At 64.6% G+C, this 24,459-nt stretch carries 30 protein-coding genes; 17 read left to right on the top strand and 13 right to left on the bottom strand.

What is annotated here, in order from left to right; genetic code table 11:
- Positions 1 to 13: 13 nt before the first annotated feature.
- From ACOYR4_RS18855 to ACOYR4_RS18845, 3 genes are read right to left on the bottom strand one after another with little or no spacing between them, the layout of a single operon-like run.
- On the bottom strand, positions 14 to 610 hold the full coding sequence (locus ACOYR4_RS18855) for a GNAT family N-acetyltransferase (protein WP_422847668.1): 597 nt from the start codon (positions 608 to 610) through the stop codon (positions 14 to 16).
- A gap of 20 nt (positions 611 to 630) precedes the next feature.
- Positions 631 to 870 carry a hypothetical protein gene (locus ACOYR4_RS18850; RefSeq protein ID WP_422847667.1) on the bottom strand — a complete coding sequence of 80 codons (240 nt, stop codon included), beginning with the start codon at positions 868 to 870 and terminating at the stop codon, positions 631 to 633.
- The gene (locus tag ACOYR4_RS18845) at positions 871 to 1,725 is read right to left on the bottom strand and encodes an AAA family ATPase (RefSeq protein ID WP_015015541.1); all 855 of its coding nucleotides are present in this window, start codon (positions 1,723 to 1,725) and stop codon (positions 871 to 873) included.
- A gap of 106 nt (positions 1,726 to 1,831) precedes the next feature.
- Here ACOYR4_RS18845 and ACOYR4_RS18840 point away from each other — a divergent pair, with 106 nt between their 5' ends.
- Entirely contained in the window at positions 1,832 to 2,494 is a 663-nt protein-coding gene (locus tag ACOYR4_RS18840) for a c-type cytochrome (protein ID WP_110960166.1), read from the top strand.
- 67 nt (positions 2,495 to 2,561) lie between these two features.
- Here ACOYR4_RS18840 and ACOYR4_RS18835 read toward each other — a convergent pair whose 3' ends face one another.
- The gene (locus ACOYR4_RS18835) at positions 2,562 to 3,050 is read right to left on the bottom strand and encodes a DUF3429 domain-containing protein (RefSeq protein WP_422847666.1); all 489 of its coding nucleotides are present in this window, start codon (positions 3,048 to 3,050) and stop codon (positions 2,562 to 2,564) included.
- A 221-nt stretch (positions 3,051 to 3,271) separates the two neighbouring features.
- Here ACOYR4_RS18835 and ACOYR4_RS18830 point away from each other — a divergent pair, with 221 nt between their 5' ends.
- A complete protein-coding gene (locus ACOYR4_RS18830; RefSeq protein WP_422847665.1) occupies positions 3,272 to 4,534 on the top strand; it encodes a putative Na+/H+ antiporter in 1,263 nt (420 codons plus the stop codon).
- A 12-nt stretch (positions 4,535 to 4,546) separates the two neighbouring features.
- On the opposite strand, the gene ACOYR4_RS18825 is transcribed toward ACOYR4_RS18830, so the two are convergent.
- Positions 4,547 to 5,146 carry an IclR family transcriptional regulator gene (locus ACOYR4_RS18825; RefSeq protein ID WP_238544127.1) on the bottom strand — a complete coding sequence of 200 codons (600 nt, stop codon included), beginning with the start codon at positions 5,144 to 5,146 and terminating at the stop codon, positions 4,547 to 4,549.
- Positions 5,147 to 5,528: 382 nt separating this feature from the next.
- On the opposite strand from ACOYR4_RS18825, the gene ACOYR4_RS18820 reads away from it, so the two are divergent.
- The 8 genes from ACOYR4_RS18820 to ACOYR4_RS18785 all read left to right on the top strand — a co-directional run bounded on the left by ACOYR4_RS18820 (position 5,529) and on the right by ACOYR4_RS18785 (position 12,932).
- Entirely contained in the window at positions 5,529 to 6,797 is a 1,269-nt protein-coding gene (locus ACOYR4_RS18820; RefSeq protein WP_422847664.1) for a 3-isopropylmalate dehydratase large subunit, read from the top strand.
- Positions 6,794 to 7,327 carry a 3-isopropylmalate dehydratase gene (locus ACOYR4_RS18815; RefSeq protein ID WP_422847663.1) on the top strand — a complete coding sequence of 178 codons (534 nt, stop codon included), beginning with the start codon at positions 6,794 to 6,796 and terminating at the stop codon, positions 7,325 to 7,327. Before ACOYR4_RS18820 ends, ACOYR4_RS18815 begins: the two co-directional genes overlap by 4 nt.
- A 25-nt stretch (positions 7,328 to 7,352) precedes the next feature.
- On the top strand, positions 7,353 to 8,207 hold the full coding sequence (locus tag ACOYR4_RS18810) for a branched-chain amino acid ABC transporter permease (RefSeq protein ID WP_422849689.1): 855 nt from the start codon (positions 7,353 to 7,355) through the stop codon (positions 8,205 to 8,207).
- Positions 8,208 to 8,216: 9 nt separating this feature from the next.
- Positions 8,217 to 9,188: a branched-chain amino acid ABC transporter permease gene (locus tag ACOYR4_RS18805; RefSeq protein WP_422847662.1), complete on the top strand. Its 972-nt coding sequence runs from the start codon at positions 8,217 to 8,219 to the stop codon at positions 9,186 to 9,188.
- 5 nt (positions 9,189 to 9,193) lie between these two features.
- The gene (locus tag ACOYR4_RS18800; RefSeq protein ID WP_422847661.1) at positions 9,194 to 10,042 is read left to right on the top strand and encodes an ABC transporter ATP-binding protein; all 849 of its coding nucleotides are present in this window, start codon (positions 9,194 to 9,196) and stop codon (positions 10,040 to 10,042) included.
- Positions 10,026 to 10,766: an ABC transporter ATP-binding protein gene (locus ACOYR4_RS18795; protein WP_422847660.1), complete on the top strand. Its 741-nt coding sequence runs from the start codon at positions 10,026 to 10,028 to the stop codon at positions 10,764 to 10,766. The genes ACOYR4_RS18800 and ACOYR4_RS18795 overlap by 17 nt, the downstream gene beginning before the upstream one ends.
- Before the next feature lie 68 nt (positions 10,767 to 10,834).
- A complete protein-coding gene (locus ACOYR4_RS18790) occupies positions 10,835 to 12,046 on the top strand; it encodes an ABC transporter substrate-binding protein (protein WP_422847659.1) in 1,212 nt (403 codons plus the stop codon).
- Positions 12,047 to 12,056: 10 nt separating this feature from the next.
- Entirely contained in the window at positions 12,057 to 12,932 is an 876-nt protein-coding gene (locus ACOYR4_RS18785) for an isocitrate lyase/PEP mutase family protein (protein ID WP_015015529.1), read from the top strand.
- 87 nt (positions 12,933 to 13,019) lie between these two features.
- On the opposite strand, the gene ACOYR4_RS18780 is transcribed toward ACOYR4_RS18785, so the two are convergent.
- Positions 13,020 to 13,454: a DUF1841 family protein gene (locus ACOYR4_RS18780; RefSeq protein ID WP_422847658.1), complete on the bottom strand. Its 435-nt coding sequence runs from the start codon at positions 13,452 to 13,454 to the stop codon at positions 13,020 to 13,022.
- Positions 13,455 to 13,671: 217 nt separating this feature from the next.
- Here ACOYR4_RS18780 and ACOYR4_RS18775 point away from each other — a divergent pair, with 217 nt between their 5' ends.
- Positions 13,672 to 13,893, top strand: coding sequence for a hypothetical protein (locus ACOYR4_RS18775; protein ID WP_015015527.1), 222 nt, complete (start codon positions 13,672 to 13,674; stop codon positions 13,891 to 13,893).
- A gap of 158 nt (positions 13,894 to 14,051) precedes the next feature.
- On the opposite strand, the gene ACOYR4_RS18770 is transcribed toward ACOYR4_RS18775, so the two are convergent.
- Positions 14,052 to 14,852, bottom strand: coding sequence for an IclR family transcriptional regulator (locus ACOYR4_RS18770; protein WP_422847657.1), 801 nt, complete (start codon positions 14,850 to 14,852; stop codon positions 14,052 to 14,054).
- Positions 14,853 to 14,943: 91 nt separating this feature from the next.
- Here ACOYR4_RS18770 and ACOYR4_RS18765 point away from each other — a divergent pair, with 91 nt between their 5' ends.
- The 5 genes from ACOYR4_RS18765 (at position 14,944) to ACOYR4_RS18745 (ending at position 19,468) form a co-directional block, all read left to right on the top strand.
- A complete protein-coding gene (locus tag ACOYR4_RS18765) occupies positions 14,944 to 15,645 on the top strand; it encodes a 3-oxoacid CoA-transferase subunit A (RefSeq protein ID WP_422847656.1) in 702 nt (233 codons plus the stop codon).
- A 29-nt stretch (positions 15,646 to 15,674) separates the two neighbouring features.
- Entirely contained in the window at positions 15,675 to 16,325 is a 651-nt protein-coding gene (locus tag ACOYR4_RS18760) for a 3-oxoacid CoA-transferase subunit B (protein WP_422847655.1), read from the top strand.
- A gap of 31 nt (positions 16,326 to 16,356) precedes the next feature.
- Positions 16,357 to 17,568, top strand: coding sequence for a 3-oxoadipyl-CoA thiolase (pcaF, locus tag ACOYR4_RS18755; RefSeq protein WP_422847654.1), 1,212 nt, complete (start codon positions 16,357 to 16,359; stop codon positions 17,566 to 17,568).
- Entirely contained in the window at positions 17,565 to 18,308 is a 744-nt protein-coding gene (locus tag ACOYR4_RS18750) for an SDR family NAD(P)-dependent oxidoreductase (RefSeq protein ID WP_422847653.1), read from the top strand. The genes pcaF and ACOYR4_RS18750 overlap by 4 nt, the downstream gene beginning before the upstream one ends.
- A gap of 146 nt (positions 18,309 to 18,454) precedes the next feature.
- Positions 18,455 to 19,468 carry a Bug family tripartite tricarboxylate transporter substrate binding protein gene (locus ACOYR4_RS18745; protein ID WP_422847652.1) on the top strand — a complete coding sequence of 338 codons (1,014 nt, stop codon included), beginning with the start codon at positions 18,455 to 18,457 and terminating at the stop codon, positions 19,466 to 19,468.
- Positions 19,469 to 19,567: 99 nt separating this feature from the next.
- On the opposite strand, the gene ACOYR4_RS18740 is transcribed toward ACOYR4_RS18745, so the two are convergent.
- Positions 19,568 to 20,170, bottom strand: coding sequence for a short chain dehydrogenase (locus ACOYR4_RS18740; protein WP_422847651.1), 603 nt, complete (start codon positions 20,168 to 20,170; stop codon positions 19,568 to 19,570).
- A gap of 132 nt (positions 20,171 to 20,302) precedes the next feature.
- On the opposite strand from ACOYR4_RS18740, the gene ACOYR4_RS18735 reads away from it, so the two are divergent.
- On the top strand, positions 20,303 to 21,190 hold the full coding sequence (locus ACOYR4_RS18735) for a LysR family transcriptional regulator (RefSeq protein WP_422847650.1): 888 nt from the start codon (positions 20,303 to 20,305) through the stop codon (positions 21,188 to 21,190).
- A 53-nt stretch (positions 21,191 to 21,243) separates the two neighbouring features.
- Here the strand turns inward: ACOYR4_RS18735 and ACOYR4_RS18730 are convergent, their stop codons facing one another.
- The 5 genes from ACOYR4_RS18730 to ACOYR4_RS18710 all read right to left on the bottom strand — a co-directional run bounded on the left by ACOYR4_RS18730 (position 21,244) and on the right by ACOYR4_RS18710 (position 24,432).
- Positions 21,244 to 21,705, bottom strand: a complete 462-nt coding sequence (locus tag ACOYR4_RS18730) for a PaaI family thioesterase (RefSeq protein ID WP_422847649.1) — start codon at positions 21,703 to 21,705, stop codon at positions 21,244 to 21,246.
- Positions 21,705 to 22,391, bottom strand: coding sequence for a transglutaminase-like domain-containing protein (locus ACOYR4_RS18725; protein ID WP_422847648.1), 687 nt, complete (start codon positions 22,389 to 22,391; stop codon positions 21,705 to 21,707). The genes ACOYR4_RS18730 and ACOYR4_RS18725 overlap by 1 nt, the downstream gene beginning before the upstream one ends.
- Before the next feature lie 104 nt (positions 22,392 to 22,495).
- Positions 22,496 to 23,143, bottom strand: coding sequence for a trimeric intracellular cation channel family protein (locus ACOYR4_RS18720; RefSeq protein ID WP_422847647.1), 648 nt, complete (start codon positions 23,141 to 23,143; stop codon positions 22,496 to 22,498).
- A 96-nt stretch (positions 23,144 to 23,239) separates the two neighbouring features.
- A complete protein-coding gene (locus tag ACOYR4_RS18715; protein WP_422847646.1) occupies positions 23,240 to 23,602 on the bottom strand; it encodes a hypothetical protein in 363 nt (120 codons plus the stop codon).
- Positions 23,603 to 23,607: 5 nt separating this feature from the next.
- Positions 23,608 to 24,432, bottom strand: coding sequence for a hypothetical protein (locus tag ACOYR4_RS18710; RefSeq protein WP_422847645.1), 825 nt, complete (start codon positions 24,430 to 24,432; stop codon positions 23,608 to 23,610).
- Positions 24,433 to 24,459: the final 27 nt, after the last annotated feature.

Here is a 24,459-nt window from a genome sequence, read left to right as displayed (position 1 = left end):
CTAGCGCTAGTGTTTATTGCGCGTGACGCTCTAAAAGATATAGCAGCTGTGCCTTGGCCTCGGGCCATTCGCCAGCACGCATGCTGTACATCACCGTGTCGCGGATGGTGCCGTCGCGGCGCAGCGCGTGGCCGCGCAGCACGCCGTCCTTCTTGGCGCCCAGGCGCTCGATGGCGCGTTGCGACGCAAAGTTGTAGTTGTCGGTGCGCCAGCCCACCACATGGCAGCCCAGCGTGTCGAACGCGTGGCCCATCATCAGCAGCTTGGCGGTGGTGTTGACGTGGGTGCGCTGCACGCTGTGGCGGTACCAGGTCCAGCCGATTTCCACGCGTTTCACGGCGGGCACGATGTCGTGGTAGCTGGTGGAACCGAGCACTTTGTCGGTGGCATCTTCCACCACGGCAAAGGCAAAGCGGTTGCCGTCTTCGCGCATCTTGAGCGCGGCTTCGATGTACGCGCGGGTGTCCTGCGGCTCGGGCACCGAGGTGATGCGCAGCTTCCACAGCTGGCCATCGGCGGCAGCGGCCCGCAAGCCGTCTTCGTGGGCCAGCGCCAGCGGCTCCAGGCGGACGCCGCGATCCCGCAGCGTGACAGGTTCTACAAAAGCCATGGGTCTCTACCCTTTGATCATCAATCCTTGTACGGCTGGCTGCGGCGGCTGTTCTGCCAGCGCCGGGCCCCGTGCAGTCCCAGGCCACCACCGAGGCCCACCAGGGCAATGCCCACCAAGCTGCCGGTGCCGTAGCCGGGCGCGAAGATGTCGAGCCCCAGCAGCTGGCCGAGCCAGAAGCCCAGTAGCGCACCGCCCACGAAGCCCACGGCATCTGCGACGCCGTTGACTAGCAGCTGGCGGGTGTCGTCGTTGCTCACTCAGCGGTTCCTCTGGTTCATGAACACCAGCTTTTCAAACAGGCTCACGTCCTGTTCGTTCTTGAGCAGCGCGCCCACCAGCGGGGGCACGGCCACCTTGTTGTCTGCGCTTTGCAGGGCGGTGAGCGGAATGTCTTCGGCCACCAGCAACTTGAGCCAGTCGATCAGCTCGCTGGTCGAGGGCTTCTTTTTCAGGCCGGGCAGGTTGCGCACGTCATAGAACGTCTTCATTGCCACGGTGAGCAGCTCGCTCTTGAGCGTGGGGAAGTGCACGTTGATGATCTGCCGCATGGTGTCGGCTTCAGGGAACTTGATGAAGTGGAAGAAGCAGCGGCGCAAGAATGCGTCGGGCAGTTCCTTCTCGTTGTTCGAGGTGATGAACACCAGCGGGCGGTGCTTGGCCTTGATGAGTTCGCGCGTCTCGTAGCAGTAGAACTCCATACGGTCGATTTCGCGCAGCAGGTCGTTCGGGAATTCGATGTCGGCCTTGTCGATCTCGTCGATCAACAGCGCCACAGGGCGGTCGGCCGTGAAGGCCTGCCACAGCACGCCCTGGATGATGTAGTTGCGGATGTTCTTCACGCGCTCGGCGCTGTCCCCATCGTTGAGCTGGCTGTCCCGCAAGCGACTCACCGCGTCATATTCATACAGGCCTTGCTGGGCCTTGGTGGTGGACTTGATGTGCCACTGCAGGAGGGGCATGTCCAGCGCCTGCGCCACTTCCTCGGCCAGCATCGTCTTGCCCGTGCCGGGCTCGCCCTTGATCAGCAGCGGCCGTTGCAGCGTGATGGCTGCATTCACGGCAAGCATCAGGTCTTGGGTGGCGACGTAGTTCTGGGAGCCTTGGAATTTCATGGGGGAAAACACCGGATCGTTGATGAATGGGCTTGACAGGGCGCTGGCTATAATCAACGGCTGATCAGAGCCCAGAGCTGAACTTCCACGAGATTGTGCGCGCAAAATGAACAAAACGTTGACCACGCTATTTGCCCTGGCTGTCGCTTCCGTGACCGCCTTGTCCCACGCCCAGGAAGCCAAGGGCGACGTGGAAGCTGGCAAGCAAAAGATTGCCATGTGCATTGGGTGCCACGGCATCGTCGGCTATCAGGCCAGCTTCCCCGAGGTGCACAAGGTGCCCATGATCTCGGGCCAAAGCGCCAAGTACATTTCGGCAGCGCTGGTCGCCTACCAAAAGGGTGAGCGCAAGCACCCCACCATGCGCGGCATCGCCGAGTCGCTGTCTGAAAAAGACATCGCTGATGTGTCGGCCTATTACGAACAACACGGCAAGACCGGCGCCGAGCTGCCCGCCAAGCCATCGCGCGAGCCCAGCGTGCAAGTGGCCGAGCTGCTGAAGAAGGGCGCTTGCGTGTCTTGCCACGGCGACAACTTCGCCAAGCCCATCGACCCGTCTTACCCCAAGATCGCTGGCCAGCACGCCGACTACCTGTTTGTCGCTCTCAAGTCCTACAAGGTCGAGAAGAACGCCAATGTGGGCCGTGGCAACGCCATCATGGGCGGTGTGGCCAAGCAGTTCACCAACGCCGAGCTGAAGGCTTTGGCCAACTACGTGAGCAGCCTGGACGGCGACCTGCACACAGTGCCCCAGTCGCGCTTCCGTTGATCAGCAGTCTTGCTGAGCGCAACAAAAAAGCCCGCTTCGGCGGGCTTTTTGCTGGGCGTCTGAATCGTCAACGGCTGACGGCCCATGTCCCCACCGCCAGACACACGCAAGCCGTGACCGTGAGGCGCCATCGCAGCGGCAAGTACCACGCAGGAAGCGAGGTACGCGCAGCCAGCCGATGGTCTTGCACCAGGTGCGCAGCAAAGCCCGCGACCAGTAGCACCGACCCTACTACATGGGGCAATAGCGTGGCAGGCCAGGCCATCAGCGATGGCACCACGCTCCATATAAAGCAGCGCGTGCGCTCTGGGGCGCTCAGCCCGCTTTGCGCCATGGCAAAGCCCCAGTGCAGCGCCCCCACAAAACTCAGAATCACTGCGCCGTAGGCCAGCAGCGCTGCGCTCCACCACGGTGCGCTGGGTGACCACAGGCCCACGGCTGCCAGCGCCAGGAACGGCAGCAGGCCGCCGTAGCCCAGCCAGGCCACTGCCGGCGGGATGGGAGCCGAGGAGGGCGAAGGCAAAGGTGGTGTGGGCGTGTGGATATGCGTCGACATGAAAGCCTCCAGATGTGTGTCTGCATTGTCTGGAAAGTGAGACTCCCGAGTGCCATGCATGGTTGTGCGTGCAAGCCAGCCGTCTTTTCGCGGGTGCCTCAAGCCCTATGCCTACAAAGCAGCCCGGTATCGCCAGTTAAAATATTTGCTGGGTGTCGGCGCCATGGTGGCCCGGCAGGTTCATGCGCTGGTCGGGCCGCCGCGCGGTTTTTCTGCGACCCATGAACTCCTCCCCCGCCCTGATCCAGGTGGTTGGTGCCGTCCTGTTCGGCCTGGCCATTCTTCACACCTTCTCTACCAAGTATTTCGAGCACCTTGCGCACACACAGCCCCGGCATGCGGGCATCTGGCATCTGCTGGGCGAGGTAGAGGTCGTCTTCGGCTTCTGGGCGATGGTGCTCATGCTGTTCATGTTTGCCATCAGCGGCAAGCACGAGGCCACGGCCTACCTGGACTCGCGCAATTTCACCGAGCCGCTGTTCGTGTTCGCGATCATGGTGATCGCCGCCACGCGGCCCATCCTGGAGATGGCCGGGGCGCTCGTCCGGGCGCTCGCCGCCTTGCTGCCGGTGCAGCGCGGCATGGCCATGTACTTTGTGGTGCTGGCGTTCGTGCCGCTGCTCGGGTCGTTCATCACCGAACCGGCGGCGATGACGCTGGCCGCGCTGATGCTGCGGGACACGCTGTTCTCACACCCTATTTCCAGTCGGCTCAAGTATTCGACCATCGGCGTGCTGTTCGTGAATATCTCCATTGGTGGAACGCTCACTTCGTTTGCGGCGCCGCCCGTGTTGATGGTGGCTGCCAAGTGGGACTGGGACATTGGGTTCATGCTGTCCAACTTCGGCTGGAAGGCGGCGGTGGCCGTGCTCATCAACGCGGCCATCGCGATGCTGATCTTCCGCAACCAGCTGGGCCACATGGGCCGCAAGATCCCTGCCTCCGAGTCCCCCGTGCCGTGGACCGTGACGGGCGTGCACCTTGCCTTCCTGGTGCTGGTGGTGGTGTTTGCCCACCATCCCGCCGTGTTCCTGGGCCTTTTCCTGTTCTTCATGGGGTTCACCACGGCGTACCAGCGCTACCAAAGTCCGCTGATCCTGCGCGAGGCGCTGCTAGTGGCATTCTTCCTGGCTGGGCTGGTGGTGCTGGGCGGCCTGCAGCAATGGTGGCTGCAGCCCGTGCTCATGAAGATGGACGCCAACGCCGTGTTCTTCGGCGCCGCAGCGCTCACCGCGTTCACCGACAACGCTGCGCTGACCTACCTTGGCTCGCTGGTCGAAGGCCTCAGTGACGAGTTCAAGGTGGCCCTGGTGGCGGGTGCTGTGACGGGGGGTGGCCTGACGGTGATTGCCAATGCGCCCAATCCGGCCGGGGCATCCATCCTGAAGGAGAAATTCTCGGACGGCGTCATTAATCCGCTCGGTCTGCTGCTGGGGGCCTTGCCCCCTACGCTGGTGGCGGTGATTGCGTTTCGGGTGTTGTAGTTGCGGGGGCGGTCAGCGATCTGCCAGTACCGCCTGGTTGGTCATGGCCTCGCAGATGGAGCGGATCTGAGGTCGCATCAGCCGGGCCACCTCGTCACGTCGGTGAGATTCGAGTCTTCCTGAAATGGCGGCCACGCTGATGGCGGCGATGGGATTGTCCGGCGGAAACGCAATGCCGATGGCGGCTGTGCCAGGGGTGACCACGCTGTCCAGAAACGCGTACCCCTTGTCGCGGCCCACCTTGATCGCTTCGCGCAGGTAGGGGGCTGTGACGAACCCGTACTTCTCATACTTGGGAGCGTTGGCATCGATGATGGATTCGGCCTCGTCCGGTGGAAGTGCGCACAGGATGGCCAACCCGCCTGCTCCCACGCCCAGAGGGCGGCGAATGCCCACGTCCAGCGCCAGCGACTTGATCGGATAGTCGCCCAGTGCACGGTGGGTGCACACCGCCTCCAATCCGCTGCGTTCGCTCAGGTAGATGGTGTCCTGCGTCACTTCGGCCAGCTTCTGCAGCGCGCCGTCACACAGTTCCGACAGTCGGTAGCGGGGCCGTGCGAGCAAGCCCAGTTCATACAGCAGCGGTCCCAGGTAGTACTTGCGCGTGTGCATGTCCCGGTTCAACAAACCTTCTGCCTCCAAGCGATGAAGCATGCGAAAGCAGGTCGATTGCGGCAGCCCGCTTGTGGCGGCTATTTCGCCGATACGCATGCCACCTCTTCCGCGAGACGCCACGATGCGGAGCATCTGGACCACCCGTTCAATGCTTTGGGTACCTGTTTTAGAGTTTCCACTATGTGGCGGTTCTTTTGTCTCTAAGGAGACTGCTATGGCTTTTTTATTCATGATGTCTTTGTAGTTTGTATCCACATAGTGGGCAATATAGGGTTTACCCAAGGCAATTGCTGAACCGTTTGATTTTTTAATAAGTCATCAAACGATTTGTTCAACTTCCACATAGTGGATAACTGGGTAAAGCCGCATGTCTTACACGATGACTGAAAAGATCCTCGCCCGGGTTGCAGGAGTGCCTGCGGTCCGGGCGGGCGACGAGATCCTGGCGCGGCCGGATTTCGTGATTGCCTACGACTTTCCGGGCTACACCGATGTGTTCTTCAAAGAGGCCAAGGAGGAGTTCGGTGTGGACAAGGTGCCGAGTCCTGAGCGCTTTGTGCTGTTCATCGACCACATGGTCCCGGCGGCTGCCCCCAAAGAGGAAGAACTCCACAAGATCACCCGTGCCTGGGGCAAGGAGCAGGGTGTGCCTGTGCATGAGCGCGAAGGCATTGGCCACCAGGTGTCAGCCGAGCTCGGCTATGCCACGCCGGGGGCGTTTGCAGTGCACTTTGACGGGCATGTGAGCCAGCTGGGCGCGTTTGGTACCCTGGCGATGGGCGCCCGCAAGAGCGTGCTGGAGACCTTTGTCTCCGAGCGCATGGCGCTCGTGGTGCCCGGCACGGTCAAGATCGAAGTCACCGGTACGGTGCAGCCCGGCGTGATGGCGCGGGACATCTTCCACCACCTGGTGCGGGTGATGGGGCCTTCGTCCTGCCGATTCAAGGTGGTGGAGCTGTGCGGCCCCGTGATCGATGCCATGAGCATCGAAGGCCGCCAGACGATCTGCGGCCAGGCCATGTTCCTGGGCGCGACGACGATGCTGATCGCGCCCGATGCCAAGACGCTCGAATATGCCAAGGGCCGCGCCAAGATCGCTCTGGACCCGGTGTACCCTGATGCCGACGCGCACTACGACCGTGTCGTGACCGTGGATGTGAGCGATCTGGCCCCCATCGTGGTGGCGCCGCCCAGCCCTGCCAACACACGGGACCTGACCGAGTACGCAGGCCTGGAGGTGCACATGGGCTATCTGGGCAGTTGCGCCAGCGGCCGGCTGGAGGATCTGCGCGTTGCAGCGCAGGTGCTCAAGGGTCGCAAGATCAAGCCGGGCTTCCAGCTGCATGTGGTGCCCACCTCGCAGGCCATCATGTCGCAGGCCGCCAGTGAAGGCCTGATCTCGACCCTGGTGGATGCCGGCGCGTTCATCAGCTCGTCCAGCTGCGACTACTGCTATGGCCGCATTGCCACCATGACGGATGGCCAGCGCGCTGTCTCTACCGGCACGCTCAACACGCCCGGCCGCATGGGCAGTGCCGATTCTGAAATCTTCATCTGCAACGCCGCCGTGGTGGCTGCATCGGCCCTGGAGGGCTGCATCACCGACCCCCGGCCTTACCTCTCCAACACCGAAGGGAGTGCAGCATGACTCTGCCCACCTTGCACGGCCGCGCGGCCTGGGTCTTCACCGAAGACGACTACGACATCGACCTGATCGTCGGCATCAAGAACATCAAGATCACCGACATCAACGAGCTGGCAGCGGTCACCATGACCAGCTACGACCCCGACTTTGCCCAGTCTGTCAACAAAGGCGATCTGCTGGTAGGCGGGCAGAACTTTGGCTATGGCCACCCGCATTACCCGGCCATGCGCGCCATGCGCCACCTGGGCGTGGCAGGCGTGATTGCCGAGTCGTTCTCTCCCGGCTTCTTCCGGGGCGAGATCAGCATGGGGTTCCCGCTGATCACCTGCCCGGGCATCCGCGCGGCGACGCAGCGGTGGGACACCCTGCAGGTGGATTGGGAGCGCGGCGTGGTGGTCAACCAGCGCACGGGGCAGACACTGCCGTTCGAGCCCTGGTCGTCCACCGAACGCGCCACCATCGAGGCGGGTGGGTTCACGCCCTATCTCAAGGCCCGGCTGGCACGCGAGCGTGCTGCCGCAGCCGCAGCGTGACGCGCAAGGGCTCAGTATGTTGCAAATGATCGTGAGCGGCGTCGCCCTGGGCGCCATCTATGGGCTCATCGCTCTGGGCATCGTGATGGTGTTCAAGGCGACGGGCATCCTCAACTTCGCGCATGGTGAGGCGGCCATGCTCTCGGCCTTTGTGGCCTACACCCTGTTCAAGCTGGGTCTGCCGCTGTGGGCGGTGGTGCCGCTCACGTTGCTCTTTGGCGCAGCGCTGGGCATGGCGATCGAGCGGTTCATCATCCGCCGCTTCATTGGCAAGGCGCTGCTGTCGTCGGCCATTTGCACGCTGGGCCTGTTCCTGGTGTTTGGTGACCTGGCCATCTGGGTGTGGGGCAAGGATACGCAGGAGCTGCCCAGCATCTTCCCGGCCGCGCCCATCGACATCGGGGGCGTGATCGTTTCGGGCATCGACCTGGGCATCGTGGCCGTGTGCGCCACGCTGGCCGCCCTGCTGTTTGCGTTCTTCCGCTTTACGCGGCTGGGTATCGCCATGCAGGCGACGATGGAAAACCCCACGGCTGCGCGCCTCATGGGCATTCCGATCAAGCGCATCTATGCGTTGGCTTGGGCGCTGTCGCACGTGATCGCAGCTACGGCGGGCTTGCTGATTGCGCCGCTGACTTTCGTGCACTTTTCGATGATGCAGCACGCACTTCACTTCGCGTTCGCTGCTGCCGTGCTGGGTGGCATTGGCAGCATGCCAGGCGCGCTCTTGGGTGGCGTGATCATTGGTGTGTCGTCAAACCTCACTGGCGCCTACGTGTCCTCGGCCTGGAAGGACGCCGTGCCCTTCATCGTGATGCTGGTCATCCTGATCCTGCGTCCCCACGGTTTGCTGGCCCGCGCCCAGATCAAGAAGGTCTAAGGAGCCGCCATGACCAAAGTCTTTGACGCATACCCCTGGCTCGGCCCGGTGCTGTTCGTGCTGGCCTTCGTGCTGGCGCCGCTGGTGCCCGGTGGCTACGTGCTGTACATCTTCACGCTCGTCATCATCTACACGCTGGCTTCGTTCGGCACCAACATCCTCACGGGCTACACCAACCTGATCTCCATGGCGGGTGCCGTGTTCTTCGGCATCGGTGCCTATGGCTCGGCCATCCTGACCACGCACTTTGGTGTTCCGCTGGTGCTGTCAATGTTCATTGCAGCCAGCATGGCCACGGTGGTGGGCTTACTGCTTGCGCTCCCCGTGCTGCGTCTGGAAGAGGTGTTTCTGGCGATTGCCACGCTGGGGTTTGTGATGATCTCGGTAGAGATTGCCAAGTCCAGCGGTGACATGTCGGGCGGCGAGAACGGCATGGGCGCACCCGGCCCCACCCTGTTTGGCTGGGAGTTGGACGAGCGCGCGTACCACGTGTTCACAGCCGTCGTGCTGGCGGGGGCGCTGTGGGTTGCGCGCAATCTGGCACGCAGCCGCTTCGGGCGGGGCTTTCTTGCCATCAAGGGCAGTGAGACGGCCGCTCGCGCTCTGGGCCTGAACACCACAGCGCTCAAGCTGGTGGCATTTGGCGTTTGCGCTTTCTACACCGGGCTGTCAGGCGCTTTGTACGCGCCGCTGGTGCGCTTTATCGACCCATCGCTCTTCAGCATCATGGTGTCGATCAGCTTCGTCTCGATGGTTATCGTGGGTGGGCTGGGATCCATCCTGGGCTCGGTGCTGGGTGCAGTGTTCGTCATCGGTGCGCCGCAGCTGCTCACGTACCTCGGGTTCGATCAGTTCCAGCGTGCGCTGTATGGCGTGGCCATGATCTTGGCGTTGATGTTCCTGCCCGACGGGCTGGCCAGCCTCTTCAAGCGCAAGCGCCTGCCGGGTGCGGATGCAGCGCAGAGCGGGGGGGTGCGATGAGGGTAATGGACCACAAGACCTTGCCGTCGCAGGCGCCGGTATCGGCAGCATCCGGCCGACCAACGCCGTTGCTCAGCATCCAGGGTGTGCGCATGGCGTTCGGCGGCATCGTAGCCGTGCAGGACGTGAGCTTTGACGTGATGCCCGGCACGGTGCACGCACTCATTGGCCCCAACGGCGCTGGCAAGACGACGATGCTCAATTGCATCAGCCGCTTCTACACGCCCCAGCAAGGCGCTATGCGCTACCGCACGGCTTCCGGTGATGTGGAGCTGCTGGGCTGCAAAGCCCACCAGGTGGCGCGGCTGGGCATCGCCCGCACGTTCCAGAACCTGGAGTTATTTGCTGAACTGACCGTATTCGACAACGTGCTGATTGCCCGCTCGATGGCCATGCGTGCGACGCTGGCGGAGGCTTTGCTGGGCCTGCCGCGCCAGCGCCGCGAGGAGCGCACGGAACGCGAGCGTGTGGAGATCGTGTTGGAGAAGCTCAACCTGCAAGCCCATGCCCACGCCGTGGTGCGTGACCTGCCCTATGGCACGCAAAAGCTGGTGGAGCTGGCCCGTGCCATGGCATTGGAACCGCGCCTGATGTTGCTGGACGAGCCCGCTGCGGGCATGAACAACCGCGAGATCGACGCCCTGGGTGAAACGCTCAAGCGGCTGCAGGCCAGCACGCAAGCGACGCTGCTGCTCATCGAGCACAGCATGCCGCTGGTGATGTCCATCTCGGACACGATCACTGTGATGCACAACGGCGCGTTTCTGGCACAGGGCACACCCAGAGAAATCGAAAACCATCCCGCCGTGGTTGAGGCGTATCTCGGAGGAGGCAAGAGTGGCAAACGGCGTTGAGACATCCAATACACCCGCACTGCTGAGCGTGGACAACCTGAGCGCGGGCTACGGCAAGATCCGCGCGCTACACGGCGTCAGCCTGCGTGTGCCGCAGGCCCGCATCGTGTGCGTGCTGGGCGCCAATGGGGCCGGCAAGACCACGTTGATGCGTGCGCTATCGGGCCTGCTGCCGGTCAGTGAGGGCCAAGCCATTTTTGATGGCCAGTCCATTGCCAACGTGCCTGCCGAAGCGCTGGTGCGGCGCGGCATTGCCCATGTGCCGCAAGGCCGCATGGTTTTTGCGCAGCTTACGGTGCGCGACAACCTGGTACTGGGCGGCTACACGCGTCCCGCCGCCGAGGTGCGCGACGACATCGACCGGGTGCTGGGTTATTTCCCCCGGCTCAAGGAACGCATCACGTCCCGCGCCGGAACCCTGTCCGGCGGCGAGCAGCAGATGCTGGCCATTGCCCGGGGCCTGCTTGCCAAGCCACGCCTGCTGATGCTGGACGAGCCCTCCATGGGCGTTGCGCCCATCCTAAAAGACGCGATTTTTGAGACGCTACGCGACATCCGCGACCGTGAAAACCTCACGCTGCTCATCGTGGAACAAGACGCCGACATTGCGCTCGACATTTCTGACGATGGCTACGTCATTGAAACCGGCCGCGTGGTGATGCAAGGCCCGGCCGCCGAGCTGGCGGGCAATGAAGACATCCGCCGCGCTTACCTGGGTGGCTGATCACTGGCCCAGACCCCAAGTTCCTTTTCCCATGTTCCCTTCCCACCGATAAACACAGGAGACAAACCATGCGTCACTTCATTCCACGCCGTACGCTGCTGGCTGCCGCTGCAGCAAGCTGCCTGATGGCGACCACGCTGGGCGCGCAGGCTTTCGAGAACAAGGACGAAGGTGTGCTGACCCAGGAGATCGTTCTGGGCTCCTCGCAGCCGCTGTCGGGCACGCTGGCCTACATGGGCAAGGCCGTGGACGAAGGCATGCGCACCTACTTCGACATGGTCAACGAGCAAGGCGGCGTCAACGGCCGCAAGATCAAGCTCATCACCTATGACGACGAGCTCAAGCCCGCCAAGTCAGTGGCCAATGCGAAGCTGCTGGTCGAGCGCGACAAGGTGTTTGCCATGGTGGGCAATATCGGCCACGCCACCAACATCAGCGCCTACGAATACAGCTCCACCAAGAAGGTGCCCACCATCGGCGCGCTGAGCATCTCGGACCTGACCTCCAACCCGCCGCGCGACCTGCTGTACGTGCTGCCATCGCCCCAGTCCACCGAGACGGCGGCCTACATCGACCATGCGGTCGAGGTGCTCAAGGCCAAGAAGATCGCGATGCTTTACCAGAACGACGGCTGGGGCAAGCCAGCCTACGACATTGCCGTGCAGCGCATGGAAAAGCACGGCATGAAGCTGGTTGAGGCGCAGACCTTCGAGCGGTTTGCGACCGACCTTACCTCGCAGGTGTTCAAGCTCAAGCAGGCCGAGCCCGATGTAGTCATCGTCTACGCGCTGGGTCAGGAGGCCGTGCAGTTCTTCCGCGGTGCCGAAAAACTGGGCTGGAAGCCTACGGTGTTCGGTGCGGGCGGGCTCAACGACCCCAAATTCATCGAGCTGCTGGGCAAGACGCAGTCCAAGCTGTACGTGGCTTCGTACTACGACGCGGTGGACGGCAACAACCCGGCCATCCAGTCGTTCTTCCAGCGCTACGCCAAGCTGTACCCCAAGTCGGCACCCACGTCGATGGCGCTGATGGGCTATTCGTCGGCCGCTGTGACCGTCGAGGCGCTGAAGCGTGCCGGTGCCGAGCCCAGCCGTGCCAAGGTGGTTGCTGAGCTAGATGGCATGAAGGATTTTGACCAGAAGATCGGCCCCAAGATCACCTTCCAGCCTATCAGTGCTGGTGGTTATGCGCGGCGCGGCCAAACAGGCGTGGCGCTGATGGAACTCAAGGACCAGAAGTTCGTGTCCATGGGCAGCTATATCGACCCTGTGAAGCGCTGAGGACCTGACCATGACCAAGAGCTTGCGACAACAGCTGCGTGCGCGCATCCAGTCAGGCCCGACCTTCTGGATGGCGGGCGCGCAAGACGCCCTGTCGGCCCTGCTGGTGGACCAGTCGGACTTTGACGGGATTTTCACCACCGGCTTTGGCATCTCGGCATCCTTGCTGGGCCAGCCAGACATGGAGGTCTACACGTTGACCGAAAACGTGGGCGTGGTGCACAACATCGTCAATGTGGTGAAGAAACCGGTGTTTGCAGATGCCGACACCGGCTACGGCAACGTCATCAACGTTGCCCGTACAGTGCGTGAGTTCGAGAAGGCGGGTGTGGCTGCGATCTCGATCGAAGACCAGATCAGTCCCAAGCGCTGCCCGGCGGCGGCGGCCGTGACGCCCGTGGTCTCCATCCCCGACGCTGTAGCGCGCATCAAGGCAGCGGTGGATGCCCGCCATGACCCGGACTTCCTGATCGTGGCCCGCACCGATGTGGCCGACCCCGAGGAGGCTATCGAGCGTGCCGTGCGTTTTGCCGAGGCCGGTGCGGACCTGATCCAGCCCATCTCGCGCACCTTCAAGGGCTATGAGGATTTGGTGCGCTTGCGCAATGCCTCGGGCCGCCGCCTGTCGCTGCAGCTCATGCAGGGGCTGTGGATGTCGCGCCTGACGCGGTCGCAGATCGAAGAGGTGGCAGCCTTTGCGACCTACCCGGTGGTGACGCTGATGAGCACGGTGCATGCTTTGCAGAAGAATCTGGCGACGCTGTCGGCACGTCGCACGGGCGATGTGGACGGTTTGCCCTGTGGACAGACCAGCATGGCCGACTTCAAGGAAGTGATTGGCTGGAAGGCGATGGAAGAGCGCCAGACGCATTACGAAACGGCTTGATCGTCCCCGAAGGGCTTTCACCACCCAAAACAAAGGCCAGTGCCCATGGGGCGCTGGCCTTTGTCGCTTTCTCAGAGGCTTGCTGGATCAATCGCGCGTGGCGCGGCGTTGCACGGCGGCAATGTAGGCATTGCCATCCGGCGGTCGGCCGGAGCGCTGGCTTTCCCACAGCATCTCGCCCAGGCAGTCCATGGCGGCGTGGTGTGCGTCGTGCAGCGAGTCGAGGCGTGCTGTCAGCAACTCCACCGCCTGGCGGATGCCGCGGGGCTGGTCGATGCTGCACTGTTCGCTGATCGACAGGTGCATCGACAGGTGCAAAAACGGATTGGTCTGGTCCGGTGTTTCGTCGTAGTTGCGCGCCACGGCGGCGTCGACATCCGACAGGTCGGCGTGGTATTCGGGGTGCTCGGCGATCCACAGGCTGGCCAAAGTTTCGATGGCTTCCATGGGGGCGCCGCTCTGGGTCTTGGCGTGCACGCCGCACAGAAAGCGGCGCACATCGGCTTGGGAGGGGCTGAACATGGAGCGTGAGGGTAGCACGCAGGGCAAGGGCCTGGCATGCGCAGGGGTGGTGAGGGCGAGGCCAGGGCCGTGCGGGTCGCGCCGGCGCGCTACAGAGTGCCGGGGCGGCGTCCTACGCGGGCGGCGGGTTCGCGCACCTACATTGGGCTGGCGCAAAGCAGGGAGCCGGGTCCCCTTTGTCGCAGTCCTCAAAACCCGGCACGTTGGGAGAACTGTCATGAAGGCAATGCGAATTGTGGGTGTGCTGCTGTTGGTGCTGGGCCTGGCCGGGTTTTTGACCGGTGGCTTCAGCTTTACCAAGGACACCACCCAGGCCAAGCTGGGGCCGCTGGAACTCACCGTGAAGGAAAAAGAGTCCGTCAACATTCCGCAGTGGATGAGCCTGGGCGCGATGGTGCTGGGCGGCGTGGTGTTGGTGCTCGGCTTTCGCAAGAACTGATTTCACCCACCGTTCACCCGTCGTGGCGAGCGGCTGGGGTTGCGGCTCCGGCCCTTGCCCTATCCACGTAAGACGAGCGTTGGAGCTTCAGTTTCAGGCGCTCGTCGCGATGGGTGACCCCAACTCCCGTTCGGGATGTTCGGTTCATCCATAGGCGCCTATCCTCTTGGCGCCCCCATCATGCGCGAGATAGTCCGCGCCGCACTCAGCAGCGCGGGCAGCAGGCTCTCCCGCATCATGGCCGCACTTGTGCGATTGGCCTGACCGCTGATGTTGAGCGCGGCCACTGTCTGCCCCGTGCGGTTGGTCAGCGGCGCAGCAATCGAAATCAATCCCTCTTCCAGCTCCTGGTTCACCAGGCACCAGCCTTGCTGCCGCGCCTGACGGATGTGCGCCAGCAGCGCCTCCATATCCGTGGTGGTGTGCTCGGTAAAGCGCTGCAGGGGGTGGTCCTCCAGCCGGGCTTGCAATTCATCATCCGGCAACCCGGCCAGCAGCATGCGGCCCATGGAGGTCCAGCACGCGGGCAGGCGCGAGCCCACGCCCAGCGTGGTGCGCATGATCTTGTGCGTGGGCACGCGCAGCACATAGACGATGTCCAGGCCGTCGAGCACGGCGGCCGATGACGACTCGCGCACCTCTTCCACGAGGTCTTCCATCACCGGCTCGGCCAGGTTCCAGATGGGCAGCGAGGACAGGTATGCAAACCCCAGGTCCAGGATGCGCGGGCTCAGGCGAAACAGCTTGCCGTCCGTCTCCACATAGCCCAGCGTCTGCAGCGTGAGCAGGATCCGGCGCGCGCCTGCGCGGGTCAGGCCCGTCTGCGCGGCGACTTCACTCAAGGTTTGCTGCGGCGTGGCCGCGCTGAACGAGCGGATCACCTCCAGCCCGCGCGCGAACGACTGCACATAGCTGTCGCTCGGTTTGGGGTCTTTGGCCTCAGGGGTTTGGGAATTCATACGTATGCCAACTATAATTCTTTAAGCGAACATTTGTTCTATATGCGAACAAATTTCAAAGAGACAACAGAGAAACCAAGAAAGCGTTGCAATGATCAACAAACTGGCGGACTCGGTGGCCCAAGCCCTTGCGGGGGTGAAGGATGGTGCCACGGTGTTGATAGGCGGGTTCGGCACGGCCGGCATTCCGGGCGAGCTGATCGATGGCCTCATCGCCCAGGGGGCGCGTGACCTCACGGTGGTCAACAACAACGCAGGCAATGCCGATCAGGGCCTGGCCGCGCTGCTCAAGGCCGGGCAGGTGCGCAAGATCATTTGCAGTTTTCCGCGCCAGGTCGATAGCTACGTGTTCGACGGCCTGTATCGCAGTGGCAAGCTGGAGCTGGAACTGGTGCCCCAGGGCAATCTGGCCGAGCGCCTGCGCGCTGCGGGCGCGGGCATCGGCGCTTTCTTCTGCCCCACGGCCTATGGCACCGAATTGGCGGCGGGCAAGGAGACGCGCGAGATCAATGGCAAACACTACGTGCTGGAGTACCCCATCCACGGCGACGTGGCCCTGATCAAGGCCGAGAAGGGCGACCGCTGGGGCAACCTGACCTACCGCATGTCGGCGCGCAACTTTGGCCCCGTGATGGCCACCGCCGCCAAGACCACGATTGCCACCGTGCACGAGGTGGTGGAGCTGGGCGCGCTGGACCCCGAAGCCATCGTCACGCCCGGCATCTACGTGAGCCATGTCGTGAAGATCGCGCGCACGGCCACGCAGGCGGGTGGATTCAAAAAATCAGCATGAAATTGGCACCTACCGCCTGAGGAGTAAGCGTGAGTAGCTATCAAAAGCGTAGTAAAGACGAACTGGCGAAACGCGTGGCGCAAGACATCCACGACGGTGCCTACGTCAACCTGGGCATCGGCCAGCCGACCCTGGTTGCCAACCACATCCCCGAGGGCCGCGAGGTCATCCTGCAAAGCGAAAACGGCATTCTGGGCATGGGCCCGGCGCCCGCTGCGGGGCTGGAGGACTACGACCTGATCAACGCGGGCAAGCAGCCCGTCACGCTGCTGCCCGGCGGTGCGTACTTCCACCACGCCGACAGCTTCGCGATGATGCGCGGCGGCCACCTCGACATCTGCGTGCTGGGCGCGTTCCAGGTGTCGGCCACGGGCGACCTCGCCAACTGGAGCACCGGCGAGCCCGGCGCCATCCCCGCCGTGGGCGGGGCCATGGACCTGGCCATCGGCGCCAAGCAGACCTGGGTGATGATGGACCTGCTGACCAAGCAGGGCGCGAGCAAGATCGTCACGCAATGCACCTACCCGCTCACCGGTGTCGCGTGCGTGAAGCGCATCTACACCGATCTGTGCACACTGGCCTGCACACCCACCGGGCTGCAGCTCATCGACACCGTGCCCGGCCTGTCGCACGCTGAGCTGGAGCAACTGGTGGGCCTGCCCATCCGTGCAGCCGCCTGAATTCAACCCCTAGAAACGAGGAGACAAAACCATGAGCCCACAACGCCAAGCCTTCATCTGCGACGCCATCCGCACACCCTTCGGCCGCTACGGCGGCGCGCTCTCCAGCGTGCGCACCGATGACCTGGGTGCCATCCCCATCAAGGCGCTGATGGACCGCAACCCCGGCGTGGACTGGGCCGCTGTGACCGACGTGCTCTACGGCTGCGCCAACCAGGCCGGCGAAGACAACCGCAACGTGGCCCACATGAGCAGCCTGCTGGCGGGCCTGCCCATCGACGTGCCCGGCGCCACCATCAACCGCCTGTGCGGCTCGGGGCTCGATGCTGTGGGCACCGCAGCGCGCGCCATCAAGGCGGGCGAGGCGGGCCTGATGATCGCGGGCGGTGTGGAAAGCATGAGCCGCGCGCCCTTCGTCATGCCCAAGGCCGAGTCGGCCTTCAGCCGCAACAACGCGGTGTATGACACCACCATCGGCTGGCGCTTCATCAACAAGCTGATGAAGGAAAAGTACGGCGTGGATTCGATGCCCGAAACCGCCGAGAACGTGGCGACGGACTTCAAGATCGAGCGCGAAGCCCAGGACCAGATGGCCCTGCGCAGCCAGCTCAACGCCGTGGCCGCCATCAAGGCCGGCCACCTGGCGCGCGAGATCGTGCCCGTGCACATCCCGCAGAAAAAGGGCGACGCCATCATCGTTAGCCAGGACGAACACCCCCGCGAGACCAGCCTGGAAGCGCTGGCCAAGCTCAAGGGCGTGGTGCGGCCTGACGGCACGGTGACGGCGGGCAACGCCAGCGGCGTGAACGACGGCGCCTGCGCGCTGCTGCTGGCCGATGAAGCCAACGCCGCCAAGTACGGCCTCAAGCCCCGCGCCCGCGTGGTGGGCATGGCCGTGGCCGGTGTGGCGCCGCGCATCATGGGCTTTGGCCCCACGCCCGCCACGCTGAAGGTGCTGGCGCAAACGGGCCTGACCATCGATCACATGGACGTGATCGAGTTGAACGAAGCCTTTGCCGCGCAAGGCCTGGCCGTGCTGCGTGCGCTGGGCTTGAAGGACGACGACGCCCGCGTGAACGCCTGGGGCGGCGCCATTGCGCTGGGCCACCCGCTGGGCGCCAGCGGCGCGCGCCTGGTCACCACCGCCGTCAACCGCCTGCACGAGCACGCCGGCCAGTACGCGCTGTGCACCATGTGCATCGGCGTGGGCCAGGGCATTGCCGTGATCCTGGAGCGCGTGTGACCGTGATTGAGCGCAACCCCACGCCGGTCACCGTCATCACCGGTGCCAGCAACGGCATCGGCCGCGCGATTGCCGAAGCCGTGCTGGCCCAAGGCCACGCCGTGGTCAATCTGGACTACGTGCGGCCCAGCTGGAGCCACCCTCAACTCACCTCGTACCAGGGCGACCTGACCGACGAGGCATCGACCCGGGAACGTGCGGCCGAGATTGCGGCCAAGCACAACGTCACGGCGCTGGTGAACAACGCGGGCGCCACGCGCCCCGGCACCATCGATACCGCGACCACCGCGCAGCTCGATGACGTGGTGGGCCTGCACCTGCGTGCACCGATGCTGCTGGTGCAGGCCTTTCTGCCCACGTTGCGCGCCAGCGGCCAGGGCCGCGTCGTCAACATGTCCTCGCGCGCCGCGCTGGGTAAGGGCGAGCGCATCGTGTATTCGGCCACCAAGGCCGGAATGATCGGCATGACACGCACGCTGGCCATGGAGCTGGGCCGCGACGGCATCACGGTCAACGCCATCGGCCCCGGGCCCATCGCCACCGAACTCTTCCGCCAGAGCAACCCCGACGGAGCGCCGCAGACGCAGCGCATCCTGAACAGCATCGCCGTGGGCCGCATGGGCACGCCCGACGACGTGGCGCGCGCAGCGCTGTTTTTCCTCTCGCCCGACAACGGTTTCGTGACCGGGCAGGTGTTGTACGTGTGCGGAGGCACCACGCTGGGAGTGGCGCCTGTTTGACAACCTGAACTGATCTTCCCTGCCGCCCTGCAAGGGGCGCACCCCTGTTCTCGCCCGGAGGCCTCGGCGCCCGGTTGAGGCCACGGCGCGGCCGGATGTCGCGTCCGTGAGACCCCTTTCATCCACCTTCTTGAAGGAGACAAACCATGACCCGTTCCATCCAAACCACCCGCCGTTTCGCGCTGTCGGCCGCTGCCTGCGCGGGCATTGCCGCGATCGCAGGTGCGGGCCTGCTGGGCAGCAGCGCCGCACTGGCCCAGGCCTACCCGAGCAAGCCTGTCACCATCGTCGTGCCCTTTGCCGCAGGCGGCACCACCGACATCCTGGCGCGCATCATCGGCCAGGCGCTGACCACGGAACTCGGCCAGTCGGTCATCGTGGACAACCGCGCGGGCGCGGGCGGCAACATCGGCGGCGCCATGGCGGCCAAGGCCCCGGCGGATGGCTACACCCTGTTCATGGGCACGGTGGGCACCCATGCCATCAACGCCAGCCTGTACAAGAAGATGCCGTTTGACCCCATCAAGGACTTCGCGCCGCTGACGCGCGTGGCCAATGTGCCCAATCTGTTGGTGGCCAACCCCGCGCAGCCCTACAAGACGGTGAAGGAACTGATCGCCTACGCCAAGGCCAACCCCGGCAAGGTCAACTTTGGCTCGTCGGGCAACGGCAGCTCCATCCACCTGTCGGGCGAGCTGTTCAAGAGCCTCGCCAAGGTGGACATGGTGCACGTGCCCTACAAGGGCAGCGCCCCCGCCGTGACCGACCTGCTGGGCAACCAGATCGGCATCATGTTCGACAACATGCCCTCGGCCATCCAGCATGTGCGCAGCGGCAAGCTGGTGCCCATTGCAGTGACCACCGCCAAGCGCTCGCCCGAGCTGCCCAATGTGCCGACCATCGCCGAAGCTGGCGTGCCCGGCTACGAAGCCACGTCGTGGTTCGGCATGTTTGCACCTGCGGGCACGCCTGCGCCAGTGCTGGCCAAGCTCAATGGCGCACTGGTCAAGGTGCTGAACCAGGCCGATGTGAAGAAGAAAATCAACGAACAGGGCGCCGAGACGTACAGCGAAACGCCCGAGCAGTTTGCAGCCTTCATCCAGGCCGAGTCGGTGAAGTGGGGCAAGGTCGTGAAGGAATCTGGGGCGAGCCTGGACTGAGCGCTACCAAGATTTTTTGTAGCTACCAGATTGATAGCTGCTACCGCTCATGCATCGGGCGGTAGCAGCTATTTTTGTTTCACATTCGGGTCGGCAGGATCACTGCACCCGGTACACACGCCCCGTCTGCGCGCCTTCCACGCTGCGCTGGTAGGCCAGCGCCACGCGTGCAGCGGGCACCGGCTCGAACCCCGGGAAGAACGGCCCGTAGCTGCCCATCGACTCGGTCAGTACCGTGGGGCTGATGGCGTTGATGCGCAGGCCGCGCGGCAGCTCGATGGCGGCGGCGGCCACAAAGCCCTCGATGGCCGCGTTCACCGCCGTGGCATTGGCGCCGTTGCGGATGGGCTCGACCGACAGGATGCCCGCCGTGAGCGTGATGGAGCCGCCATCGTTCAGGTATTTCTGGCCCACCAGCGCCAGTTGCACCTGGCCCAGCAGCTTGTCTTGCAGGCCGATGTTGAACTGCTCGGCCGTCATCTCTGGCAGCGGGCCAAAGTGCAGATTGCCCGCCGTGCTCACGATGGCATCCACCTTGCCCACGGCCTCGAACAGTTGGGCGACCGAGCCTGGCTGCGAGAAGTCTGCACGGTGTGTGCCGCTGCTGCGGCCCACGGTGATCACGTCGTGGCGTGTGCCCAGGTTGGCCAGCACGGCTTGGCCGATGGTGCCACTGGCGCCGATGAGAAGAATCTTGGACATGGTGTTTTCCTTGGGTGTCAAAAGGGGTTGATGAGGAACTGACAGTCCGATTCTTTTGCTAATCAATCAATTCATAAAGAGGCTGCAAGTTATGCTTGAACTAACTATTGATTAGTAATTGAGGGGGTTGTCATGGACAAGCTGCGCAACATGGAAGTCATGGTGGCGGTGGTGGAGGCGGGCAGCTTTGCCGCCGCCGCGCGCCAGCTGCAGATATCCGCCGTGATGGTGGGCAAACACATCCAGCAGCTCGAAGCCCACCTGGGCGCGCGCCTGTTCCAGCGCAGCACGCGCCAGAACAGCCTGACCGAGGTGGGTGCTGCGTTCTACGAAGACAGCAAACGCGTGCTGGAGCAGGTGCGCTGGGCCGAGTCGGCCGTGGAGCGCAGCCGCGCCGTGCCCCAGGGCCTGCTGCGGGTGAGTGCGCCGTTCACGCTGGGCAACCACGTGATCGCACCGCTGGTGGCCGACTTTCTGCAGCGCCACGACCAGGTGCGTGTGGACCTGCAGCTCACCGACAGCGTGGTGGATTTGGCAGGCGAGGGCTTTGACGTGGCCGTGCGCATTGGCCAGGTGGTGAACGAGGGCCTGGTGGCGCGCCCGCTGCGTCCCTACCGCATGGTGATTGCCGCCGCACCCGCTTACCTGCAGCGCTACGGCACGCCCATGCGCGCGGCCGACCTGGCGCAGCACCAGTGCCTGAGCCACTCGGTGTGGCAGCGCCGGGTGGAATGGACGCTGCGCGATGGCAAGGAGGAGTTCTTCTGGCCTGAGAACGCGCGCTTTGTGTGCAACCAGGGCGATGGCCTGCGCCAGGCGGCACTGCGCGGCCTGGGCCTCATCATGCAGCCCGAGGTGCTATTGGCCGACGACCTGGCCAGCGGTGCGCTGGTGCCGGTGATGCAGCACTGCCTGCCTGCGCCGCGCCCGGTGCATCTGGTGTATGCGCCCGACCGGCGGCAGTTGCCCAAGCTGGCGCGGTTTGTGGAGTTTGTGGTGGGCGCGCTGGGCACCGCCTGAGCGGTGCGGATCAGTTTGCGCGCTTGGGCCTTGGGCTTGCTGCCCAGGGCCGCTCACTCCACCGCGTTGCTGGGCACCTCAGGCCCGATCTTGAACACCCCGCTCACCCGCGCACACGGCACGCCGTCGGCGGTGACCAGGCCCTGTGCAAACACCAGCGAGCGCGTGATGCGCAGCGGCTCGGCCTCGCCCTCCACCCAGGCACCCAGCGGGGCAGGGGCCAGGTAGTCAATCTGCAGGCTGATGGTGGGCAGGAAGCGGTTCGACACCTGGTCGCTTTTGCGGTGCACCGACAGGGGCACCAGCATGTCGCAAAAGGTGGCCATCATGCCGCCGTGCAGGTTGCCCATGGGGTTGGTGTGGCGCGGCTCCACGCGAAAGCCGAACTTCACCACTTTGCCCTGGTGCAGCACATACAGCGGGCCGTTGTGCTGGATGTAAGGGCCGCCCGCCACCAGCGGGGCAAAGCCCTCGGGAATGGGGGCAGTGGTGGCGTTCTCGGGGGCGTGCGTCATCAGCGGGCTTCCTTTTCAATGTCGTTGGCAAAACTGGCGTCCTGCAGACTGCTGCGCGTGGCGTCGCCCTGCAGCCAGCCGCTGTACACCGTGCGAAAGTCCGCCACGATCTGCGCGAGCGGCATGTCGTCAAACGCGCCGCGCTGGTGCACGTATTCCATGTGGCGTGCGCCCGACTTGTCGAACGGGTGGTAGATGGAATCGTTCTCGCCATCGAACTCCAGGGGCAGCAGGCCAAAGCGCTCGCACAGCTCGATGTTGAAGGCCGGTGTGGCCTTGCGCCAGGCGCCATCGAGCCAGATGTCGGTGTAGCCGTGCCAGATGAAGAGGTCGGTCTTCATGGTCTCGCGCATGCGCTCAGTGCTGAGGTGGTTGCGCACGTCGGCAAAGCCCATGCGCGCGGGGATGCCCGCTGCGCGGCACACAGCGGTGAGTAGTGCGGCCTTGGGCACGCACCAGCCGTAGCCGTTGGCCAGCACGGTGCTGGCAGTCATGCCCTGGGGCGAGAGGTCGATGCGGTAAGGGTCGTAGCGAAAGCCGTCGCGCACGGCGAGGTACAGGGCCACGGCGCGCTCGCGGTCGGTGGTGCCGCGTGCGTGCTGGGCAGCAAAGGCCTGGACGGCAGGGGCGTCGCTGTCGATGAGGGCCGTTGCAAGCAGGTGGGCGGGCGTGGGAGCTGTGGTCATTGTGGTGTGTCTCCTGCAGTCGGACGGGGGCCAGTGTGCGGGCCCCGGGCCCCTGATGCTGTCACAGGCGCGCCAGCCTTGCTCGGCACGGCTATATGCGCCTGTCACACCCGCCAGGCGGGTAGATCCCAGTTGCGCCACACCGCCAGCCCGCGCAGCCCGGCCGTGAGCACCACGCAGGCCACCAGCGGCGCCCAATCCGGCGCCTGCAGGTGGCGCAGGGCCACGTCGGCCCAGCCACCGGCAAATGCGCACAGGGCGTAGGGCCGGTGGTCGCTGAAGGCCTGGGGCACCTCGTTGCACAGCACGTCGCGCAGCACACCGCCAAACACGCCGGTGATCACCCCCATCATCACGCCGATGATGGGGGGCATGCCGATGGCGGTGGCAATGTCCAGACCCACGGCGGCGAACAAGCCCAGGCCGATGGCATCGGGCAGCAGCATGGCGCGTTCGGTGGGCTCAAAGTGCCGCTGGCGCATGAACAGCATGGCGCCAATGCACAGAGCCAGAATGCCCCACACAAATTCGGTGTGGCGGATCCAGAAGAAGGGCCGCTGGTCCAGCAACAGGTCGCGCAGCGTGCCCCCGCCAAACGCAGCCACAAAGGCCACGACACATACGCCCACAGCATCCAGACGCTTGCGTGCGGCGGCCATCACGCCCGACAGTGCGAACGCCACGGTGGCGGCCACCTCCAGAACGAGACGCAAGGTGTTCACCCAGGGGGCGTTGAGCAGGGATGGGTCCATGCCCGCGATTGTGCCGTGCGGAATGTGCTATTGAATAGATAGCTGAATGCGCATGATAGTTGAGCGCTTGGGGCCTTTCGGGACTAAAAGGCTGGCTCAACCCACGGTACGCAGCCCCACGACGCCCAGCGCCATCAAACACCCCGAACACCCCAAAGCCCCCAGCCGCATTGCCCAGCGCCGCGCCGCCGTTGGCCACTGGTTCATGCCCAGCACCAGCAGCCAGCCCAGAATCATCCATGCAGACACCACCAGTGCCGTGCCTGCTGCGGGCCCTGTTGCCGCCACGGCGGTCACGGTCTGCAGCAACAGTGTTATCAGCGCTGTGGCCCAGGCGCGCTTGCGCGCCAGCCCCTGCAGGCCATCGCCCCAGGCGCGTGTGGCTACGCACTGCGCCCAGTGCGTCAGCGCCATCAGCGAAGCCAGCGCGGCACTGGCGGCCATGAGTTCCGGGTTCATGCGATCTACGTGCGGTGGAGTTCGGTGGCGTGGCTGGGCAGGCTGCGCGATGGGAGTACCACCCGGCCCCGCTTTCGCAATAGGGGCACCGCAGCGGCCAGCACGCACAGCCCCGCTGCTGCCGCCCACTGCCACAGCCCGGCCTTGGCCGCCAGACCACCGTAGGCCAGCACGGCCAATACCCACAGCCCCATGGAAGTGTGGGGCGCCCAATGGCGCAGCGTGGCAGCGGGCAGGGCCACAAAAAAGGCGATCAGCAGGCCCAGCATGCCTGACGAGCGCGCGGGCTCGGTGGCCACGATGTGCGCCAGCCGGAACGACTCCACCGCCAGCACGCCGCTCAACCAAAACGGGCCATGGGCGGGTGCCAGCCAGCGGCCCCAGCCACGCAAATGCCGATGCTGACGCGCTGCGGGTGCATGCGTTGCTGCGCCTGCAGAGGCCGCGGCGTGACGCGCGGATTTGCGTCGGGGCGCTTGCACGCGCCCCGGCCCTACAAAAGCCGCAATGGCGCCGCAGCCCAAGCCCACAACGCCCAGGCTGATCAACATCGCCGGGCCTTGTGCGCTGCCCAGCGCCAGCCCGGCAAGGCCCGCCAGGGCCAGCAGCGCGCCCGCGCCCCCCAGCGCCACACGCCACAGCGCCAGCGTGCGCAGCTCCCACGCGGCCAGGGCCGACAACAACAGCCACACGCCGATGAGCACCCACACCGTCCATACGGGCCGCTGCGCCAGCGGGGCCAAGCCCGGTGGCCCCCACAGATGCACCAGCACCACCACGGCGAGTGCGGCGGGCATGGTGGCGTGCAGGGCCAGATAGAAGCGGTGCATGGCAGAGCGGTTGAAAAAATGAGACGT

It is taken from the genome of Acidovorax sp. M14 (genome assembly GCF_049331375.1).
GTDB lineage: Bacteria > Pseudomonadota > Gammaproteobacteria > Burkholderiales > Burkholderiaceae_C > Acidovorax.
This window is presented reverse-complemented; position numbering and strand designations above follow the sequence as displayed.

Bases quoted from the DNA above. Each gene is read 5' to 3' on its own strand.
- ACOYR4_RS18855 (WP_422847668.1), bottom strand. From the start codon at position 610: ATGGCTTTTGTAGAACCTGTCACGCTGCGGGATCGCGGCGTCCGCCTG.
- ACOYR4_RS18845 (WP_015015541.1), bottom strand. From the start codon at position 1,725: ATGAAATTCCAAGGCTCCCAGAACTACGTCGCCACCCAAGACCTGATG.
- ACOYR4_RS18840 (WP_110960166.1), top strand. From the start codon at position 1,832: ATGAACAAAACGTTGACCACGCTATTTGCCCTGGCTGTCGCTTCCGTG.
- ACOYR4_RS18835 (WP_422847666.1), bottom strand. From the start codon at position 3,050: ATGTCGACGCATATCCACACGCCCACACCACCTTTGCCTTCGCCCTCC.
- ACOYR4_RS18830 (WP_422847665.1), top strand. From the start codon at position 3,272: ATGAACTCCTCCCCCGCCCTGATCCAGGTGGTTGGTGCCGTCCTGTTC.
- ACOYR4_RS18825 (WP_238544127.1), bottom strand. From the start codon at position 5,146: ATGCACACGCGCAAGTACTACCTGGGACCGCTGCTGTATGAACTGGGC.
- ACOYR4_RS18820 (WP_422847664.1), top strand. From the start codon at position 5,529: ATGACTGAAAAGATCCTCGCCCGGGTTGCAGGAGTGCCTGCGGTCCGG.
- ACOYR4_RS18815 (WP_422847663.1), top strand. From the start codon at position 6,794: ATGACTCTGCCCACCTTGCACGGCCGCGCGGCCTGGGTCTTCACCGAA.
- ACOYR4_RS18810 (WP_422849689.1), top strand. From the start codon at position 7,353: ATGATCGTGAGCGGCGTCGCCCTGGGCGCCATCTATGGGCTCATCGCT.
- ACOYR4_RS18805 (WP_422847662.1), top strand. From the start codon at position 8,217: ATGACCAAAGTCTTTGACGCATACCCCTGGCTCGGCCCGGTGCTGTTC.
- ACOYR4_RS18800 (WP_422847661.1), top strand. From the start codon at position 9,194: ATGGACCACAAGACCTTGCCGTCGCAGGCGCCGGTATCGGCAGCATCC.
- ACOYR4_RS18790 (WP_422847659.1), top strand. From the start codon at position 10,835: ATGCGTCACTTCATTCCACGCCGTACGCTGCTGGCTGCCGCTGCAGCA.
- ACOYR4_RS18785 (WP_015015529.1), top strand. From the start codon at position 12,057: ATGACCAAGAGCTTGCGACAACAGCTGCGTGCGCGCATCCAGTCAGGC.
- ACOYR4_RS18780 (WP_422847658.1), bottom strand. From the start codon at position 13,454: ATGTTCAGCCCCTCCCAAGCCGATGTGCGCCGCTTTCTGTGCGGCGTG.
- ACOYR4_RS18775 (WP_015015527.1), top strand. From the start codon at position 13,672: ATGAAGGCAATGCGAATTGTGGGTGTGCTGCTGTTGGTGCTGGGCCTG.
- ACOYR4_RS18770 (WP_422847657.1), bottom strand. From the start codon at position 14,852: ATGAATTCCCAAACCCCTGAGGCCAAAGACCCCAAACCGAGCGACAGC.
- ACOYR4_RS18765 (WP_422847656.1), top strand. From the start codon at position 14,944: ATGATCAACAAACTGGCGGACTCGGTGGCCCAAGCCCTTGCGGGGGTG.
- pcaF (WP_422847654.1), top strand. From the start codon at position 16,357: ATGAGCCCACAACGCCAAGCCTTCATCTGCGACGCCATCCGCACACCC.
- ACOYR4_RS18745 (WP_422847652.1), top strand. From the start codon at position 18,455: ATGACCCGTTCCATCCAAACCACCCGCCGTTTCGCGCTGTCGGCCGCT.
- ACOYR4_RS18740 (WP_422847651.1), bottom strand. From the start codon at position 20,170: ATGTCCAAGATTCTTCTCATCGGCGCCAGTGGCACCATCGGCCAAGCC.
- ACOYR4_RS18735 (WP_422847650.1), top strand. From the start codon at position 20,303: ATGGACAAGCTGCGCAACATGGAAGTCATGGTGGCGGTGGTGGAGGCG.
- ACOYR4_RS18730 (WP_422847649.1), bottom strand. From the start codon at position 21,705: ATGACGCACGCCCCCGAGAACGCCACCACTGCCCCCATTCCCGAGGGC.
- ACOYR4_RS18725 (WP_422847648.1), bottom strand. From the start codon at position 22,391: ATGACCACAGCTCCCACGCCCGCCCACCTGCTTGCAACGGCCCTCATC.
- ACOYR4_RS18720 (WP_422847647.1), bottom strand. From the start codon at position 23,143: ATGGACCCATCCCTGCTCAACGCCCCCTGGGTGAACACCTTGCGTCTC.
- ACOYR4_RS18715 (WP_422847646.1), bottom strand. From the start codon at position 23,602: ATGAACCCGGAACTCATGGCCGCCAGTGCCGCGCTGGCTTCGCTGATG.
- ACOYR4_RS18710 (WP_422847645.1), bottom strand. From the start codon at position 24,432: ATGCACCGCTTCTATCTGGCCCTGCACGCCACCATGCCCGCCGCACTC.